Consider the following 19829-nt stretch of genomic DNA (forward strand, 5'->3'; position numbering starts at 1 on the left):
CAAAAATTAACATTCCGAAATTTTTGTCTGTTTGAGAGGGTCTTAATTATCGCGAATAACCCACCTGAATTTATTTGATGTGGTGACGTTTAGTGGACTGATAACGCGGTAAATACCCCATAGCAGACTGTCGAAAACTATGGGTACGTTAACTACAAATTTGCTGAGTTGAAGTCAAAGATTTATATGTGAAGTTTCCTAATTTGTGAGAAATTTGATGTCGCATTATTTATCTAAATTGACGATCAAAAGTCGATTGAGTCTGGGGTTTGGGGTGATTTTGGGACTGTTGGTGTTGTTAACTTCCCAAGGGATTCAAAAAGTTAACTTCATCGATGATACCTTGTCTGAAATAACCGATATAAATTCAGTTAAACAGCGATATGCAATCAATTTTAGAGGCAGTGTACACGATCGTGCAATTGCCATCCGGGATATCGCTATTGCGCGCAACGATAGGGAAATTGACGCATTTGTTGACGAGATAAGAAAACTGGAATCGTTTTACATCAACTCTGAGAAACGCATGAACGATATGCTGAACTCGGAGGTTAAGTTTACACCAACAGAGCGTTCCATCATAAAGCATATAGAGGGGATTCAAGCCAAAACTCTACCACTTATTGAAGACATAATTAAAAACAAGAAAGCTGGTATGGACGTTACTAGCAAGGTGCTTGATGAGGCCAGACCTGCCTTTATTGAATGGTTGAATACCATTAATGAGTTTATTGATTATCAAGAAGAGCAAAACCAAACTGCAACACCTAAAGCAAGGGAGGTTGCCGGAGGGTTTGAAAATTTAATGCTTATTTTGTCTGCGGTTGCGATTGCCATCTCTCTTCTTATCGGTTTTTTAATTGAGCGTAACCTGCGACTTTCAATAGGAGGAGAACCATATGAAGCACAGGACGCTATTCGAACATTAGCTAAAGGTGATTTGACAGAATGTATGAGGTCAGATGTGCCCAATAGTATTATGGATTCTCTATCCGGCTTGAATGAAAAGTTAACCAGTATTGTCAGTAATATTGTAAATGCTTCAAACATTGTTGCAGTGCAGGTAAATGAAGTAACAGACGGTTCGTCCCTGGTGTTGGGCGCTGCAGAGCGACAAGCACAGCTAACATCTGAAACGGTTACTGAATTGGGTGCAATGCGCTCCAGTATCGACCAGGTTTCACAAATTGCAGTTGCCACTGAACATAATTCAAGCCTTACGGTGGAATACACTGAACAGGGTAGACTAGTTGTTAATGCTGTGGTCGATGAAATGGAAAAAATTTCAGAGACAGTTAATGACACTGTTACTCAAATTAGACTTTTAGAAGAGAAAACCAAGCAAATAGGTGGAATTGCTAACGTTATTAGCGGAATCTCGGAGCAAACCAATTTACTTGCGTTAAACGCTGCAATTGAAGCGGCCCGGGCGGGGGATTCGGGTAGAGGTTTTGCCGTGGTAGCGGATGAAGTTCGTCAGTTGGCTCAACGTACAGGAAAAGCAACTTCTGAAATAGAATTAATGATTAATGAAGTTCAGGTTCAAACCGCTGCGTCGGTAATAGCGATGGAAACGACGCAACCTCAAGTTGAGAATGGTAAAGCGCAAACGCTTAAAGCTACCGGGCTGCTACAAAATATCGAACAACAAGCTACTGATTCTTTAAACCGGGTGAGACAAGTTGCCCAAGCTGCCACTGCGCAAGTGGAGTTAGTAGGTAACGTTAGTGAAGCAATGGAAAAAATAGCAGTAATGTCTGGTGATGCCATTAGTTCTATGGAAAATAACACTATTGCCACCCAAAAACTAAGCAAGCTCTCACTGGAATTAAGACGTGAAATAGAATTTTTCAAAGTTTAAATTTACGTCGATATATGGGGAATGCGCTAGCTTATCGTCTGAGTTTTGATCTCTGTAATATGTTTAAAGAAGCCGGTCGCCAGAGTTCCTGTATTTGAGGTCACTGCGATGATGAATGCTCATCAGGAAGATATTAGCGTTAATCTCAAAGTGGTAATTAGATTATATAAATAAAATCCAGAATGGGTGTGCAGGGCGTTTCAAAAAGTTAATGACAACCACACTATAAATATTAGATATGGGGATTTTGTGCAATGTTCGAAAAAATAAGCAATTCGACTGTGGAAGAGCGACTGTACAATCGAATTGCATAGTTAAAATTAGTCTGACGTATTATGACTCTTGGCAATGTAGTCTTCTAAAATCTTCTGTTGTCTTTTTTGATGCCAGGTTAGCATTTTATCAGCCAGTTTTACTGCATCACGTTGATGTTTGACGGCATTATCGTAATCCCCAAGAGAAGCAAAGGCCTCTGCTAAGTTGTGATGGCTGTATGCGTCATCCGGATATTGTTTTACCAATTCACGAAATACCGCTAATCCCTTTTCTGGCGAGGTTTTTAATAGTGCAAAACCTAAGTTGTTGATTGAGTCTTTTGGCGATACTTCAAAACCGTATTTTTCCGTTGATAAATACTTATAGTGCTTAATGATCGCCGCCACACCTTGTTTAGAAATGGGGGAGGTAGCTTCTAAACCCGAGTTAACATCATCAAACAACAGTTCAATCCCGCTAATAATGGAGACCAGCGGTAACGACATAAAATAGTGATCTTTATAGTGTTTGTCGTGCCATTCCAGCTGTTGAGGCGCACTTGATTTGAGGATGTTGTGCAGTTTCCTGTAGTCTTGTTGTTGGTGATCTTCCTTAATAGTGCTGCCATGAGTAAGCAGTAAAAACCTGGGTTTGTCGTTAAGTTTGGCTAATTTCTGTTGGGCGGTGGACATAATGCCGACATAGTCATCTTTTAGCTCAGGTGAAATGGCGATGTAGGCATTGAACAGATCAGGTTTATTGATTAATGCCGACAGCGCAATAGTACCGTTTACCCTGAAGCCACTTATTATACGAAAACCATTGGTGCGGTATTTTTTATCGACGGCTGGAAACAACTGTTGTTCAAAAAAATCGAGCAAAGGTGTGCTTTTGCCGCTTTCATCGAACAACATGCCAACCCGGTTTCCGGCGGCAGGTGTAACAAATATCGTTTTAAGCCAGGGCCATTCGCCATTATGACTCATCCAGTCGTGCATCCCGCGTAAATAGGTATCGGCAAACGGATGAAAGTCGAACATCAGGTTGTAGCTTCGGTCTTTGTCCTCGGAATATCCGGCGGGTAGCGAGATGTTGAATGTGAGCGGTTCGGGAAAATCGGGATGAGTAATGTTTATTTGTTCCTGGGTGCCGTTGATAGCACTTGTAGTAAAGCTGGTGATTAAGAGCAACAGTAAGGTTAGGGTGTGGTTTATTCTCATTATTATTTCCTTGGTGTAAATTTGTTTCCTGGCCCCATAATAACTTTCAATAGCTAGATTCAGAAGTAATAACAGAGGGTTCCCATTTTTGAGGTGTGTTAGCCCGGTAAAAGCGAGAGTCGAAATGAACAAATATAGAGCCTTATTTTTATCTCATGGTGGTGGGCCGATGCCGTTGTTAGGTGATGAAGGTCATCAGGAAATGGTGCATTGTCTGGAGCAAATTGCGGCGAAAATCGATAAAGCCAGGGCGATTGTGGTGGTCAGTGCACACTGGGAAGAAACGAGTGCAAATGTAACGGCCAGTGCTATGCCAGATTTATATTATGACTATTATGGATTTCCAGCTGAGTCTTACAATATTGATTACGCCTGCAAAGGTCACCCTGAACTGGCGGCAAAAATACAGTCGGCGTTGCAATCGGCGGGAATTCAATCTCAGCTCGATTTAGAACGAGGCCTGGACCATGGTGTATTTGTTCCATTGAAAATTATGTACCCACAGGCTGATATTCCCTGCATCCAACTCTCTTTATTTAACTCACTCGATCCGACGGCGCACATCGCGTTAGGTAAAGCGTTAAGAGATGTATTAACTGATGATGTGTTACTGATTGGTTCGGGGTTTTCTTTTCATAATATGCGTGCTTTTTTCCAGCCCGATACTGCGCAAACAAAAGCATTAAATCATGATTTTGAACAATGGTTACTGGATACCTGTGCTAATAAAGCAATGTCTGAGACGGAACGAGAGCAAACACTGATCGACTGGCAAAGTGCACCCGGTGCACGTTTTTGTCATCCGCGAGAGGAACATTTGTTGCCATTGCATGTGTGTTATGGATTTACTCAAAGCGCTTGTCGTGAAAGTGTTGAACTTAACATCTTCAATAAAAAAGCCAGTATGTATTTGTGGTAACTGAGCTAAAGCAATTCATGGAAAAACAAAACCCCGCCAAGGCGGGGTTTTTCGATTCAAGAGTGTGGAATTAGAACGCGTATTTCGCCATAAACTGAACGCGGTTCATGTCACCTTCCGCACCGCTGGCCTTCTCAATTTTAGCGTGAGCGAATTCGGCACCAACCGTAATCGCTTTGGTGGGTGAATACATCACATTAGCACGGGTACTCCAGGTGGATTCGTTAACCAGCATGCCCTGAAGTGCCGCATCGTCATCTGCATCGTAACGTGCATAAATAAAATTGACACGGGTTTGACTGTCAATCACATGGCGATATGCTGCGGTGAATCCCATGGAATCAATCGCTTCCAAATCACCGTTTGAAGTCATAACTGCACCATTGTTGGTATTCAGGCCCATATAACGACCCAGACCACTGCCGTAATTAACCATTAAACGTAAATCATCCTGACCCAGCATAATTTTACTGGCAACGCTGATACCATAACTGGACGTATCTTCGTCGATATTGGCACCGCCTTGTTTGTTCACATAGGACAACTGGCGTAATAAACCGGCTACCGAGAAATAACCCCAGTCCTGCTTGGAGGTAAATTTCATGGTTAAGTCAGGAATAGAGTTATCATCTGCAACCACTCGGCCACCACCGGTTGGAGTGATAGTTGATTCGGGATTTTCCAGCGCAATCTGGAATGCACCGTTGGTGTAACGCACCTGTGTCTGGCGCACAAATATGGTGCCATCGGTAGAGCCGATAAAATCAACAGATTCCGGCAGGGTGCCTACATCCATAAAGGTTGACCAGGTTTGACCAATCATCCAGTTACCATATTTGATAAAAGCATGACGCAAGCGTGGCTGATAACTGTTACTGATACGCTCATCACCACCGGGTGCCAGCATAAAGTCCATTTCAAACACACCCTGAATCGTTTCACCATTTTCCAGATCGGTACTGGAAGTAAAACGGAAACGACTTTGTTTTGCATGAGCATCAAATTGGGATGCTTCGTCATTACCTCCGGCAGGTGTTACAGCCGGTATGTAAAAGTCGCGCCCAGCCGATGCCGAGCCAAGTGTTCCATCGCTGTAGGTACTCCACATTCCGTCAGCTTTAACGTAACCACTAAATTTAAAGGTTGTATCGGCCTGAGTTAACGGTGCTGCGGTTAATCCAGCCATTGCCATTGTGAGTGCAGTTGTGCGTATCAGTTTCATTATTCATCCATCCTCAGTTCTGATGTAGGGACTGCAATAACAATGGTTCAACTTAAGTAAAATGCAAATTAGCTATTAGTCTGTCATACCAAAGTCGCATATTTTTGACCTGAATCAGTAAATTACGACGATAAACTTGACTATTTGCGACCAAAGTCGAAATGCTAAAAAGCCTTGGTTTAGCTACATTACTGAGAGTTTTTTAATCTTGGAAATTGGACTGATTTATGACTGATGCAATCTACCCTGTACCCGACAGTGCGCGTGTGCGCTCTCATCTCACAGAAGAAAAATACCAAAACATGATAGAACAGGCTCTTGCTGACCCAAATGCTTTTTGGGCGGAGCAGGCCAAAATGCTGGATTGGGTCAAGTCACCACAAGTTATTAAAAATACCTCATTCAAACGTGACAATGTGTCGATTCGCTGGTTTGAAGACGGTGTATTAAATGTGGCATATAACTGTATTGACCGTCATCTGCCTGAGCGTGCAGATCAGGCTGCTTTCTTATGGGAAGGAGATGAGCCCGGTGAAGATAAGACTGTTACTTATCAGGAGCTGCATGACGAAGTGGGTAAGCTGGCTAACGCACTTAAAAATATGGGTGTGGGCAAAGGTGATCGGGTAGCGATTTATATGCCAATGGTACCGCAGGCCGCTTATGCGATGCTGGCCTGTGCGCGAATAGGTGCTATCCACTCTGTTATTTTTGGCGGTTTTTCAGCCACTGCCATTGCTGATCGTATTAATGATTGTGATGCCAAAGTGGTTATTACCGCTGATGAAGGGCGTCGTGCTGGTAGCAAAGTTCCTTTGAAAGATAACGTGGATAAAGCACTATCGAATGGTCAATGCCCATCTATTACCCATTGTGTGGTCTATCAGTTTACCGGCGGTGACGTGGCATGGAATCCGGTGGATTGCTGGTGGCATGAAGCGACGGCATCTTGTTCACCTGTATGTGAACCTGAACCCATGAATGCGGAAGATCCGCTTTATATCCTGTATACCTCGGGTTCAACCGGCAAACCAAAAGGGGTAGTGCACACCAGTGGCGGGTATTTGGTTTACACCGCTATGACACACAAATATGTCTTTGATTATCAGGAAGGGGATGTTTACTGGGCGGCTGCCGATGTGGGCTGGGTAACCGGACATTCTTATATTGTGTATGGCCCGCTGGCTAACGCTGCAACCATAGTCATGTTTGAAGGTGTGCCAACCTATCCTGATGTGCGCCGTATTGCGCAGATTATCGAGAAATTTAAGGTAAATATTCTTTACACCGCGCCGACCGCGATTCGTGCGTTAATGGCGCATGGTGATAAACCGGTGGAAGGTTGTGATATCAGTTCATTGCGTTTATTGGGGTCTGTTGGTGAGCCGATCAATCCGGAAGCCTGGCAGTGGTACAACATCACGTTTGGTAAAGGTAAATGTCCCATTATTGATACGTGGTGGCAAACCGAAACCGGCGGCATGATGATTTCACCTATTCCTTCAATTACACCAACCAAACCGGGCTCTGCTACTCATCCATTATTCGGCATTGATGCTGCTTTACTGGATAACGAGGGTCAGGAATTGCTTGGTGCTAATGAAGGTAATTTAGTGATTCGCGACAGTTGGCCAGCACAGGCCAGAACCGTGTTTGGAGACCATGAGCGTTTTGTGCAAACCTACTTTAGCACCTATGACAATTGCTATTTTACCGGCGATGGTGCAAGACGAGATGAAGATGGTTACTATTGGATCACAGGTCGTGTTGATGATGTATTAAATGTCTCCGGCCATCGCTTAGGTACGGCTGAAATTGAAAGTGCGTTGGTAGCGCATCCTTCAGTCGCTGAAGCTGCCGTGGTTGGTTATCCGCACGATATTAAAGGACAGGGCATATATGTGTACATCACACCGGTGGAAGGTGTGGAGGTGAATGAGGAGTTAACCTTGTCGGTTCGTAATCTGGTTCGTCAGGAACTGTCCCCTATTGCCACGCCGGATAAAATCCAGTGGACTCATGGATTGCCTAAAACCCGCTCAGGCAAAATTATGCGTCGCATTCTGCGCAAAATCGCGGCTAATGAGCATGAACAATTAGGTGATACTTCTACGCTGGCCGACCCAAGTGTGGTCGATTCATTAATCGAAAATCGCCTGAACAAAGGATAAGGAAACCTATGATTACATTGTTGATTGCCGATGATCACCCCTTGTATCGGGATGCATTACGCGGTGCATTATCAATGTGTCTGGATAACCTGACGATGTTGGAAGCCTGTGACCTGACTCAGACGATTCAGATCCTGGAGCAAAACCCCGATATCGATTTACTGCTGCTGGATTTGCATATGCCCGGCAGCGGTGATTTGTTTGGTTTAATTCATATTCGAAAACTGTTTCCTGACTTACCGGTAGCGGTTGTATCCGGATTAGAAGAGCCTCAAATTATCAGCAAAGTATTGAGCACCGGTGCGTTAGGGTTTGTGTCTAAAACGACCGGTTCTGCTCAAATCGCACAAGCGGTGCAAAGTATGCTGGACGGTGATGTATGGGTACCGGAAGGTTATACCGATACCGACAGTGAGGAAGATGCAGAATTTGCTGCACTGGCCGATCAAATCTCCAGCTTAACGCCTGCCCAGTATAAAGTGCTGTGTTACATGCGCGATGGATTACTGAATAAACAAATTGGCTTTAAACTGGATATTGCCGAGGCAACAGTTAAAGCGCATATCACCTCGATTTTCCGCAAACTGGGCATTAACAATCGTACTCAGGCTGTGTTAATTGCATCACAGTTACAATTACAACCACCTGAATAATCTCAATTCTAGTTCTGTTGAAATCACTACATCTACGCTAAATCGATGTTGCTAAATTGATGATACCTGGCTTTGAATCAGTGAGCGTAGCTTGGCCGGTTTTACGGGTTTGCTTAAGTAGGCTACTTTCATCGCCTTGCACTGAGCAATTAACTCTTCTTCACGATTAGCCGTAATCAGAATTGCCGGAACCCGATCCGAACGCAACTGTCGAACCTGAGAGATAAATTCCAGACCGGTCTGGCTATCGCCTAATTGATAATCTACCAGCAAAATATCCGGTGTATGTTGTTTGGCCAGCTCAAGCGCTTGCGATATGTTGTCAGCCAGGTGACTATTGATTTGCCATTTATCCAGCAACGCCTGCATAGCATCAAGGTTTACTCTTTGGTCATCAATCACCACCGCATTGAGTCCCGCCAGCCCTTTACTATTATGTCTGGCGACCCCGGTAACCACCTGTTGTGGTTCACAGCGTGGTAATTCAAACCAAAAACAGCTGCCCTTACCTGATTGCGAGCGCACCTGAATCGGGCTGTTAAGTTGATGACACAACCGGGCAACCACACTTAAGCCAAGACCAATTCCACGCTGGCTGCGGCTTTCAACCCGATAAAAATCGTTAAAAATTTTATCCTGTTCGTCGCTGTCTACGCCAAGACCGGTGTCCCACACTTGCAGTAATACACGATCTTTACGTGGACGAATTGCCAGCAAAACTTTGCCACTTTCAGTGTATTTGACTGCATTGGATAACAAATTACGTACCACCCGGTGCAAATAGGTGGGGTCGGTATTTACCCACAAATCCGGAATATGGCTGTGCAACTGCAGGCTTTTTTGTTCCGCTTTCATGCTGAATTCATCAATTAGCGGTTGTAAAGCCGTTTTCAGTGAGAGGGGGGTGGTTTTGGGTTGTAACTCGCCCTGGTCCAGTCGGGCAATATCCAGCAAGGTTGCAATAAGCGCCTCACTCGCTGTAACACTATCGTTAAGTTTGGTGAGGATATCGTGTTCGCGATCGTCCATGCTCGATTCCTGCAAAGAACTCACGTACAATTTGGCGGCATTTAACGGTTGTAATATATCGTGGCTTGCCAGTGCCAAGAAACGGGTCTTGCTGGCGTTGGCCTGTTCGGCATGCTGGCGGGCGGCAATCATTTCTTTTTCTGCTTCTGCACGACGCTGGATTTCATTGCGCAGTTCAGCATTAATTTCCTGTACTTCTTCGGTCCGCTTTTGAATGCGGTTTTCAAGATCGATATTGGCATCTTCCAGCGCATGCTGAATTTCAATGTGTTCGGTTATATCGTTAAAGCTGGTTACAAAACCACCGCCTGGCAGCGGGTTTCCGACCATTTCTATGACTTTTCCATCACTACGCTGACGTAAAAACCGGTGAGGGCTGCCATGACGCAGATATTCCATGCGTTTGGACACCAGCATATTAATTTCACCTACGCCACATTCACCACGTTCCGCGTTGTAACGTACCAGGGTTTCAATAGGCACCCCCACTGCCAGCATATCAGGCGGATAATCAAACAAGTCCATGTAACGCTTGTTCCATGCCACTAAATTAAGGTTTTTATCAATAACACTGATGCCCTGATCAAGATTTTCCAGCGAAGTGAGCAGCGCCGCCATATTAAACTTCAGCGCCTGCGTTGTATCATCAAAGAAATTCATCACTTCTTCGAAATTGAGTTTCTTACCACCAATCGCGCTATCAATCAGTGCTTTGGCACTTGAGGCGCCGATGACACCGCCCAGTGCCCGCTCACAGAACTGGATAAAGTCTTCGTTGGGGGGGGTGTTTTTATCTACCACTGTGCCACTGCGACTTTGGTAATCCTGCAACAAACGTTCGCAGCGGTTATCACCCAGAAACATACTGAGCAGAGTGAGTAAATCGTCTACATTGGTATTGGATGAAGGCTTAAGTTGTCCATCAATACTGGGATCTTTGGGGGCAACAAATGCCTGAGCCTGCACGCGATCAATCAATTTGGGCTGGGAAAAGTAGGAAAAGAGGCTGTATGCCAGTGCGTTGGCCACCAAACTTAAAATGGCGCCCTGCACAATAAACTGATTCTGAAGTTGGATATCGCTGTTGTTAAATAAAGGTAAAAATAACCACAACATCCAGGTAAACATGGCGCTAAGCAAACCTGCGTAAACTCCATGTGCATGTCCGCGTTTCCAATACAGACCTCCGACAATAGCCGGCAGTAACTGAATTACCAGCGAAAAAGCAATTAAACCGATGGAAGCCAGCGATTTACTGCCCGTCATTTGCTGATGATAAAAATAGGACAATAACAGCAAAATGCCAATCGCCAGCCGTCGAATGGCAAGAATGGTCGGCGTAAAGTTTATTCCCTTATAACTTTGCTCGGTACGGGTTAACAGTTTTGGCAAAATAACATCGTTGGTTACCATAGTAGATAAGGTGAGAGTGGCAACAATGATCATTGCGGTGGAAGCGGATAATCCTCCGACAAATACCAGCATTTGCAGTAACAGTTTATCTGACAATATTGCCAGATTAAGTACATAGGTGTCCGGCTCGGCCGCATTTTGTGCAAATAGAGCGTGACCTGCCGCCGCCAGATAAGGGATCAACACCGCCAGCAGACCCAGGTATAAAGGAAATAACCATCGGGCAGTACGTAAATGCCCCAGGCTTAAATTATCAACGATGGCGACATGGAACTGACGAGGCAAACACACGACGGCAGCAGCAGCCATAAAGGTTTGAGCCCAGAACGAAAAACTTAAACTGTTCGTTTGTTGATAACTGGGAGCCGCCTGAATGATAAAACCTGATACCTGCTGTCTGTCAAAGCTCCACCAAATAACTAATGCCAACGCCAGCAGGGCAAATATTTTAATGAGTGATTCAAAAGCGATAGCCAGAATCAGACCATGCCGGTATTCAGTTACATCTGCGTGTTTGGTACCAAAATAAATCGCAAAAATACCGATGAAAAAAGTCGCTAAAAACACGACGCCTTGTGCATCATTTTCGCCTGACATCAGTAAAAAAGCGGAACCGATGGCCTTTAATTGCAATGCGATATAGGGAATGGTTGCCAGTAGTGCGATCAATGTCACTAATAAGGCGACTGCCTGACGTTTGCCATATCGTGAAGCAATAAAGTCGGCTACTGTGGTGATGTGTTGTTTTTTACTGACCAGTGCAAGTTTGTATAAAAAACGGTAACCAAACAGGTATAACAGCATAGGCCCCAGAAATATCGGCAGGTATTCCCAGCTATTACGTGCAGCTTCGCCCACGGCACCAAAAAATGTCCAGGCAGTACAATAAATGGCCAGTGCCAGCGAATATACGGCTGGATGACTGGTGAGCTTTTTCGCCAGTAAGGATCGCCCGTCCCCCCAGCGTGCCAGCCAGAATAATCCTGCCAAATAAACTAATGCCAGTGCAACCCAGCCCAGTGACATAAAAACAACCTGTATCAATATTTTACCTAACTTTATCACAGGCAAATCAAAGCAAAACAGCACTACGACCAAGGTCGCATTTCATGCTTGCTTGCGGCGTTCTACATTAATACAGGTGCGCCAAATACCTGCGCAGGGTCAGGTATCACTGCGCGGTAACTCCATAAAAACCTTAAAAAGGGGATATGTCATGGCTTTTAAAAGTGAAGACGATGCCAAAAATTATTGGCGGGAAAATGTCAGTCTGGTGGTCAAACTCATGGTCATCTGGTTTGTTGTGTCATTTGGATGCGGCATTCTGTTTGCTGATGCGTTAAATAGTATTCAGTTAGGTGGCTACAAACTGGGATTCTGGTTTGCTCAGCAAGGCTCAATTTACACCTTTTTAGTCCTTATTTGGTATTACGCGAAAGCGATGGGTAAGCTCGATGCCAAATATGGCGTAGAAGAAGAATAAGGGGCGCACCATGGAACTTCAAACATTAACCTATATTGTTGTTGGCTTTACCTTCGCGCTCTACATAGGTATCGCTGTATGGGCCCGCGCGGGCTCAACTAAAGATTTTTATGTGGCTGGCGGAGGCGTACACCCTGTTGCAAACGGCATGGCCACAGCAGCTGACTGGATGTCAGCAGCATCCTTTATCTCGATGGCGGGTTTAATTGCTTTTATGGGATATGGCGGTTCGGTATTTTTAATGGGCTGGACTGGTGGCTACGTCATTCTGGCGATGTTGCTTGCCCCCTATTTACGTAAATACGGCAAGTTCACTGTGCCCGAATTTATTGGTGATCGTTTTTACTCCAAAGGTGCCCGGGTGGTGGCTGTGGTGTGTCTGATCATCTGTTCAGTGACCTACGTAATCGGCCAGATGAAAGGTGTTGGTGTCGCCTTCTCGCGCTTTCTGGAAGTATCTTATGATGTAGGTTTATATGTAGGTATGGCGATAGTATTTATTTACGCGGTATTAGGTGGCATGAAAGGGATTACTTATACCCAGATTGCACAGTACTGTGTATTAATTCTGGCCTATACCATTCCTGCTATTTTCATTTCGTTGCAATTAACCGGTAATCCTTTCCCTCAAATTGGTTTAGGTAGCACTATGGCCGATGGTTCCGGGACTTACTTGCTCGATAGACTGGATCAGGTGGTCACCGAACTTGGCTTTGCTCAGTATTCGACTCAAACCCGTATCAGTACCTTAAACATGTTTGTTTATACGTTATCACTGATGATTGGTACTGCCGGTTTACCACACGTTATTATTCGTTTCTTCACTGTACCTAAAGTGAAGGATGCACGCTCATCCGCTGGTTATGCATTGCTGTTTATAGCGATTTTGTACACAACTGCACCTGCGGTTGCTGCCATGGCGCGTTTGAATCTGCATCAAACCATTGAGCCAACTGCAGGTCAAAATCTGGCTTATGATGAACGTCCTGACTGGTTCAAAAACTGGGAAAAAACCGGACTTCTTGCCTTTGAAGACAAAAATGGTGATGGCAAGATTACCTACAACAATGGCCCGGATAACGAAATGGTGAAAGTTGACCGCGATATTATGGTGTTAGCAAACCCTGAGATTGCACAACTGCCAAATTGGGTGATTGCACTGGTTGCCGCTGGTGGCCTGGCTGCGGCACTCTCTACCGCTGCCGGTTTATTGCTGGCGATTGCATCAGCGATATCGCACGATTTACTCAAGGGTATTTTAACCCCGGATATTGATGAAAAAACCGAATTGATGTGGAGCCGTGTCTCCATGATAGGCGCTATTGTGGTTGCCGGTTATCTCGGGCTCAATCCGCCCGGGTTCGCCGCGGGAACGGTGGCGCTGGCGTTCGGCTTGGCTGCATCGTCCATCTTCCCTGCACTGATGATGGGTATCTTCAGTAAAAAGGTAAACATGCAGGGTGCCATCGCGGGCATGATTTGCGGTATTTTCGTTACCTTATTCTATGTATTCCAGCACAAAGGTTTGTTCTTTATTTCAGAGTGGACATATCTGGAAAGCTGGGGAAGCAACTGGTTTATGGGAATTGAACCCAATGCCTTTGGTGCCATTGGTGCTGTGGTGAACTTTGTGGTGGCTTATGTGGTGTCTGGTATGACTGGCGAACCGCCTCAGGAAGTTCAGGATATGGTGGAATATATCCGTTACCCTAAAGGGGCCGGACAGGCTGTAGACCATTAATTTAGCTAATCTAAAGGGCGCGTTTGCGCCCTTTTTAATTCAGCCTTTTAGTTATAACTTCTGACATGGCGCATCAACAGTTTTTGGTGGTACGCTAAACAAAAAGCTGCAAATAAAGAGACGTTATGTTCGCAAATAAACACGTAATCATCGCATTGATTGTTGCTCCCATTTTGGCTGTATTAGCTTATTTGGGAGTTGACTCAATGTTGGCTGAAACCCCACATGTAGCGAAGGCGGGAGACGCTTATAAATTGCTGGCCAAGCCCAATTGTCGTTATGAAAGTGGCGTGTGCTCACTGGTTAATGGTGATGTGGAAATGGAGATGATATTGTCACCGAGTGAACAGGGATTTGGGCTATTAACCCTGCATGCCAATATGCCATTGCAAGGTGCAAAGCTTGCCCTGGGCAATGGTGATAACACTGAGCAACCAGCAGATTTTTCCGCTACCAGCGATACTGCTCAGGATTGGCAGTTGGTGTTAGCAGACAAACCACAACAAAATCAACTTATCCGTTTGGTTGTTGCGGTGGATGGTGTTTATTACTACGGTGAAACCCCCACCATTTTCTTTGAATATCATACCAGCTTTGGTGAAGATTTTCGTCGTGAGGGCACTCAGTGACCAACACGGACATTAGTCCAGAATTAAAAATGGTGGTGGACTTTCTTATCACCAGCCCTCCGTTTGACCTTTTAACCGATAGTGACCTACACCGGGTTGCGCAAAACATTGAAGTTCAGTACTACCGTAAAGGCCATATTTGTGGGCACTCCACACTGGGTGGTTTACGTATTATCCGTAGTGGCGCGATTGATATTCGTTCCGAGGATGACAGGTTGCTTAATCGTATGGGGGAAGGCGAAAGTTACAATCTGGAGGCCTTATTTGCTGAGTATCCTGATGCGATTGTACGTTTGTATGAAGATTCTCTTTTGTACACGTTACCGGATGATATATATCAGCAAATCATCACTCGTAATCGCGATTTTGCCCGGTATTACGAGCGTCAGGTAAATCGTCGTCTGCGCCGTGCAGCACGTTATACACCTGAGCCACATAATTTAATGCGGCGTGTGTCGGCGCATATGTCACGTGATTTGCTGGTCTTAAACCCACAGACCAGCATTAAAGAAGCCGCAGCATTGATGTCGGATAAACGGGTGTCGAGCGCGCCTGTGGTTGAACAAAACAAGTTGCGAGGCATAGTAACAGACCGCGATTTTCGTAGCCGGGTGATTGCCAAAGGGCTTGATTATGAGCGGCCGGTGTCAGATATCATGACACAGCAACTCATCACCTTATCTGAAAACAGCACCCTGTTTGACGCGACACTGACCATGGTTAAAGCCAAAATTCATCATTTGCCGATTGTTGCTCAACAGGATAAAGACAGTTTAGTTGGAATTGTGACTGCCTCTGATTTGATGTTGGTTAAACAGGATGATCCTGTTTATGTGGTGCAGCATATAGGTCGCGCAACCAACACCGAAAGTATGAAACATGTTGTGGATGGCATGCCACAAATGATGGTGGAATGGATCAATGCCGGTATTAAAGTGGCGCAAATTAGTCACTTCCTGACGGCCATCAGTGATGCTGTTACCAAGCGTTTAATTGAGCTTGCGATTGAAAAGTTCGGACCCGCGCCGGTTGCGTTTTGCTGGCTGGGTTTTGGTTCACAGGGGCGCGCGGAACAGCTGGTTAATGCCGATCAGGATAATGGTCTGGTTATTGACAATAGCGCTACACCCGAGCAGCTTACCTATTTCTCCCGGTTGGCAAAATTTGTCTGTGACGGGTTAAATGAATGTGGTTATGTTTATTGCCCGGGTAAAATCATGGCGATGACGGATGAATGGCGTCAGCCCCTGTCAATTTGGCAACAAACCGTTTCAAAATGGGCGCAAAGTCCGACGCCGGATGCGGTGATGCGTGTCAGTATTTTTTTCGATATCCGGGCCATTTATGGTGAGTCTGCGTTATGTGATCAGTTACAGGAGCATATGCTTAAAACGGCTTCATCTAACTCGATATTTTTAGCAGCGCTGGCAGATAACGTGTTGAGCCAGACACCTCCTTTGGGCATTTTTCGTCGCTTTTTGGTGGAACGCAATGGCGAACATAAAGATTCACTCGATCTCAAAAAGCGCGGGGTTATTCCCATCATCGATATGATGCGTATTCACGCACTGGCTAATAATATTAAAGCGGTGAACACCAAAGAACGCTTGCAGGCACTGGTTGAAGCTAAGGTCATGACAGTTAAAGACAGCCGTAATATGCAGGATGCTTACGATTTTATTATGCAAACCCGTGCAGAAGCTCAGGCGGCAACCATTGACAAAGAAGGCATTGAAGCCGTCAGTAATTATGTCGATCCGGATAACCTGCCAGAGCACCATCGGCATCATTTAAAAGATGCGTTTGAGGTGGTAAACAATGCTCAAAATACTATTCGCTTGCGTTACAGAGGCGGCATATGAGGTTTTGGACCGACGCGAGGCGTTGGTGGATTGGCCGAAAAATTCGCAATCTTCCTCAGCAGTCTTTTTATCGTTCCGTTTTACCGGGCAACAATACTTCCTGGAAAAAAGTACGGTGGTTGGCAGTTGATATTGAGACAACCGATTTGCATTCGCACAGTGGTGAAATTGCCAGTATAGGTTGGGTTCCCATGTGTGATGGGGTGATTAAATTATCTCAGGCAGAACATCATATAGTGACGATTCGTCGCGAGGTGGGCCAAAGCGCAGTTTTTCATCAGTTAAGTGATGCACAACTCACTCAGGGAATGAGTGCAACTAAAATGATGGAACGCTTTTTAGAAGTAGCAGAGGGTTGTGTACTGGTATTTCATAATGCCCAACTGGATATGGCATTTTTAAACAAATTACTGCGCAGATTAATTGATGTGCCTGTGGTTACGCTGGTAGTGGATACCATGGGGTGGGAAGCAAAAAAAATGCTTGAGCATTTTCATCATATTCCACAGGATTCGCTAAGATTACATCAGTGTCGTCAACGTTATCACCTTCCCGATTATCCCGCCCATGATGCCCTTACTGATGCCCTGGCAACACTGGAATTGCTTCAGGCGCAGATTCAGTATGCCGGAGAATATACAACGCTGGGTGATGTACTCAAAAATACCCGGTAATTAAGACTGATCCAATTGGGTGTAAGTTACGTATAAATGGATAAACGGTTAAATAATATTTGGCTAACTTACTGAAAATTAGATGTTTATTCGCTATTTTTGTGGCTATATATGGTAGTAAGATGAGTTCACTCTGATGTTATCCGGATAAAGCAGTTACAGAGCAGGTGTCTATCTGATTATAAACGGTTTCCTCAACTGAACATGGAAGTTCAACCCGCATCGCTAATTCTTTGAATCTTATTGCCTTTTGTCTATTTGTCAGGCACATTGAAACATTCTTTTTACAAGAAACAGGATGGCGTCGAATCGTTGGGAAGCTGAGAAACGAAGAATAATGCAGTCAAAATATTCATCGTCAGGTGTTTGGGGCCGATAGAGACATCAGGAATGTGTCTGAAGACCGCTATTTATAAAGATTTTTTCCAAAAATAGCGGCGTTTAGTTTATATTAGGCGAAAACTATAATAATAATCACCAAATCAAAGAATTGACGGTATGCACTTAGGCTGGCGAGCACTTATCAAGCAATACTTTCAGCGTAATTCTGGACACTTTAAGTTAGGCATAGAAGTGGCAGAATTAGGTATCCACATCAGTGTTATGGACTGCAGTAAGAACCAGTCCGACTGGAGCAAGCAGCATTTCATCGAATTAAACGACTGGCCGCAAAAACTAAAACAGTGGGTTTTGCAGCAAGGTTTGCAAAATAGTTTGTGTAATCTGGTCATTGATGCTGCTCACTATCAAATTTATCAAGTCGAAAAACCGTCAGTTCCGCAAGAAGAATTAGCTCAAGCATTACGTTGGTCTGTGAAAGACCTTCTGGTTGATTCCCAGGATGTTGTTCTCGACTATTATGAACATCCCGCACAAACTGCCGGTGCTAATAAAGTCTCGGTAGTTGCAGTAAAACGCGCCTATCTTGATGCCCTGATAAAACACATTAGCCAGGCCGGTTTAGCACTTTCTGTGGTCAGTATTGAAGAAATGGCCTTTTGTGAGTTACTGCCGGCTGAACAGGAAGCAACCATAGTGCTTAGTCAGAATCTGGGACAAGACCTGCATTTGTATATTATTAAACAGGGTAAATTGTATTTTAACCGTAAGTTACGTGGTTACAATCTGTTATCCAGTATGTCTCTGGATGAAATGCGAGGTGGCATGCTGGAAAATTTAGCCACAGAAATACAGCGCTCAATGGACTATTTTGAAAGTCAGTTACATCAGGCTCCTGTTACCAGGGTTGGACTGGTGTTGGATACGGATTTTCAACAGGAGGTGGCGCAGGAATTAAATCAACTATTAATGATTCAGGTTGAACCTGTTGCGCCGAGTTTTGCCAGTCAGACGGGACTGACAGTTAAGCGGGCTTACTTCACCAGTTTGGGGGCGGCCAGTATGTCTGATGAGCTTGAGATGGAGGAGACTCATGAAATATAGAGTTAACCTTTATCTGCAGGAACTCAGACCGAAAGTTGCGCTTTATACCTTAAAATTTGTCGTATTTGTGTGGGGCGTGGCGTTTTTAACCATGTTGGCGATTGGATTGTGGTTGCAGTCATCTTTGACTGAGATTAACACAAAGTATGATCAGCAACTGCAACGCAGTAATCAGTTGCAAACAGAGTTAAGTGCATTAACCCGACAGCTAAGTCAGCGAACAAAAAGTCCTGTTCTGTTGAAAAAGCTGGATGAGCTCACACAGACCTATCAGGACAAACAATATGTGATGGCAGAACTCGCTACCCTGAACGCCCATTCGAGTAAAGATTTTGCTAGTTTGATGCAAAATCTGGCAAAGGTACACCAGGAGGACTTATGGCTGACCCGCATTAAAGTGAACGGCAACGATGTACGTTTTGAAGGTGGTGTCAGTTATGGTGATGTGGTGCCTCAATGGTTAACTGAGCTGGCCAAAACGCCTTTTTTTAAAGGTCAGAAGTTTGCAAAAACCCGTATTCAACGTGATGAAAATAGCGGTCTTAGTTTCGTGATCACCACTTCCCGCGATGATAAAACTGACGAGGTGCAGTAAATGGCTGAATCACGCTGGCGAAAACTCGGGGTACAGTTTTATGCGTTAAGCATTCGTGAGAAATCACTGATCCTGCTTGCCGGATTGTTGTTGATTATTCTGGGTGGTTATCTGTGGGTGATTGATGGCCAGTTGTCTAAAATGGCCGGACTCGAACAACAATTAAAAACCAATAAAAGTCAGTATCTGGGACTGCAAGGTGAAGTTGCCGAACTGCAATTAGCCTTGAGTAAAGACCCGGATAAAATATTGCAGCAGCAAATCGATGAACTGATATCACGCAATAATGCGTTAGATGATAGCTTAAACAGTCAGACAGCCAAACTCGTGCCTGCTGACAGAATGCCTCAGTTGCTGATCAGTGTTTTAAACAAAAGTCACAAGGTAAAACTGGTGAGTATGGAATCGCTGGAGCCGGTAATCAGTCAACTGGAAGATGATCGCCCTAATGCTAAAGTGCATATATATCAGCATGGCGTGAGGATAAAGTTGCAGGGAAGTTACTTCGATATTGCGGATTATTTGCAAAGTCTTAAAACATCACCGTTGGGATTTGACTGGCGTGCGTTTGATTATCAGGTCACAAATTACCCAATAGCCAGTGTTACACTTGAGTTGTATACCTTAAGTACCAGCGAAGCGTTTATTGGAATATAACT

15 protein-coding genes are annotated in these 19829 nt (G+C 44.6%); 12 read left to right on the forward strand and 3 right to left on the reverse strand.

The genetic code is table 11. The features are described 5' to 3' along the window. Nucleotides 1-217 precede the first annotated feature (217 nt). A complete protein-coding gene (locus H8B19_RS09365) occupies nucleotides 218-1861 on the forward strand; it encodes a methyl-accepting chemotaxis protein (RefSeq protein ID WP_186506561.1) in 1644 nt (547 codons plus the stop codon). A 320-nt stretch (nucleotides 1862-2181) separates the two neighbouring features. Here H8B19_RS09365 and H8B19_RS09370 read toward each other — a convergent pair whose 3' ends face one another. Beyond that, nucleotides 2182-3336 carry an alpha/beta hydrolase-fold protein gene (locus H8B19_RS09370; RefSeq protein WP_186506562.1) on the reverse strand — a complete coding sequence of 385 codons (1155 nt, stop codon included), beginning with the start codon at nucleotides 3334-3336 and terminating at the stop codon, nucleotides 2182-2184. Between the two features lie 124 nt (nucleotides 3337-3460). Between H8B19_RS09370 and H8B19_RS09375 the strand changes: the two genes are divergently transcribed. Next, nucleotides 3461-4255 (forward strand): DODA-type extradiol aromatic ring-opening family dioxygenase, encoded by a 795-nt coding sequence (locus H8B19_RS09375; protein WP_186506563.1) that lies wholly within the window; start codon nucleotides 3461-3463, stop codon nucleotides 4253-4255. Between the two features lie 70 nt (nucleotides 4256-4325). Here H8B19_RS09375 and H8B19_RS09380 read toward each other — a convergent pair whose 3' ends face one another. Then, the gene (locus H8B19_RS09380; protein WP_186506564.1) at nucleotides 4326-5477 is read right to left on the reverse strand and encodes a DcaP family trimeric outer membrane transporter; all 1152 of its coding nucleotides are present in this window, start codon (nucleotides 5475-5477) and stop codon (nucleotides 4326-4328) included. Nucleotides 5478-5704: 227 nt separating this feature from the next. Between H8B19_RS09380 and acs the strand changes: the two genes are divergently transcribed. After that, nucleotides 5705-7648, forward strand: coding sequence for an acetate--CoA ligase (gene acs, locus H8B19_RS09385; RefSeq protein ID WP_186506565.1), 1944 nt, complete (start codon nucleotides 5705-5707; stop codon nucleotides 7646-7648). A gap of 8 nt (nucleotides 7649-7656) precedes the next feature. Further along, entirely contained in the window at nucleotides 7657-8301 is a 645-nt protein-coding gene (locus H8B19_RS09390) for a response regulator transcription factor (protein ID WP_186506566.1), read from the forward strand. A gap of 51 nt (nucleotides 8302-8352) precedes the next feature. On the opposite strand, the gene H8B19_RS09395 is transcribed toward H8B19_RS09390, so the two are convergent. After that, entirely contained in the window at nucleotides 8353-11769 is a 3417-nt protein-coding gene (locus tag H8B19_RS09395; protein ID WP_186506567.1) for a PAS domain-containing hybrid sensor histidine kinase/response regulator, read from the reverse strand. A gap of 190 nt (nucleotides 11770-11959) precedes the next feature. Between H8B19_RS09395 and H8B19_RS09400 the strand changes: the two genes are divergently transcribed. The 8 genes from H8B19_RS09400 to H8B19_RS09435 all read left to right on the forward strand — a co-directional run bounded on the left by H8B19_RS09400 (nucleotide 11960) and on the right by H8B19_RS09435 (nucleotide 19827). Further along, complete coding sequence (locus H8B19_RS09400; protein WP_186506568.1) at nucleotides 11960-12226, forward strand: DUF4212 domain-containing protein; 267 nt, start codon at nucleotides 11960-11962, stop codon at nucleotides 12224-12226. Between the two features lie 10 nt (nucleotides 12227-12236). Next, nucleotides 12237-13967 carry a sodium:solute symporter family protein gene (locus tag H8B19_RS09405; protein ID WP_186506569.1) on the forward strand — a complete coding sequence of 577 codons (1731 nt, stop codon included), beginning with the start codon at nucleotides 12237-12239 and terminating at the stop codon, nucleotides 13965-13967. A 125-nt stretch (nucleotides 13968-14092) separates the two neighbouring features. After that, the gene (locus H8B19_RS09410; RefSeq protein WP_186506570.1) at nucleotides 14093-14596 is read left to right on the forward strand and encodes a hypothetical protein; all 504 of its coding nucleotides are present in this window, start codon (nucleotides 14093-14095) and stop codon (nucleotides 14594-14596) included. After that, on the forward strand, nucleotides 14593-16458 hold the full coding sequence (locus tag H8B19_RS09415; RefSeq protein WP_206683173.1) for a DUF294 nucleotidyltransferase-like domain-containing protein: 1866 nt from the start codon (nucleotides 14593-14595) through the stop codon (nucleotides 16456-16458). The genes H8B19_RS09410 and H8B19_RS09415 overlap by 4 nt, the downstream gene beginning before the upstream one ends. Then, on the forward strand, nucleotides 16455-17132 hold the full coding sequence (locus H8B19_RS09420; protein ID WP_186506571.1) for an exonuclease domain-containing protein: 678 nt from the start codon (nucleotides 16455-16457) through the stop codon (nucleotides 17130-17132). Before H8B19_RS09415 ends, H8B19_RS09420 begins: the two co-directional genes overlap by 4 nt. 498 nt (nucleotides 17133-17630) lie before the next feature. After that, nucleotides 17631-18575, forward strand: a complete 945-nt coding sequence (locus tag H8B19_RS09425; protein ID WP_186506572.1) for a type IV pilus biogenesis protein PilM — start codon at nucleotides 17631-17633, stop codon at nucleotides 18573-18575. Continuing rightward, on the forward strand, nucleotides 18565-19170 hold the full coding sequence (locus H8B19_RS09430; protein WP_186506573.1) for a PilN domain-containing protein: 606 nt from the start codon (nucleotides 18565-18567) through the stop codon (nucleotides 19168-19170). Before H8B19_RS09425 ends, H8B19_RS09430 begins: the two co-directional genes overlap by 11 nt. Then, nucleotides 19171-19827, forward strand: coding sequence for an MSHA biogenesis protein MshJ (locus H8B19_RS09435; protein ID WP_186506574.1), 657 nt, complete (start codon nucleotides 19171-19173; stop codon nucleotides 19825-19827). The last annotated feature ends 2 nt before the right edge of the window (nucleotides 19828-19829 follow it).

Origin of the sequence: Neptunicella marina (assembly GCF_014270035.1) — a bacterium.
GTDB classification, from domain to species: domain Bacteria; phylum Pseudomonadota; class Gammaproteobacteria; order Enterobacterales; family Alteromonadaceae; genus Neptunicella; species Neptunicella marina.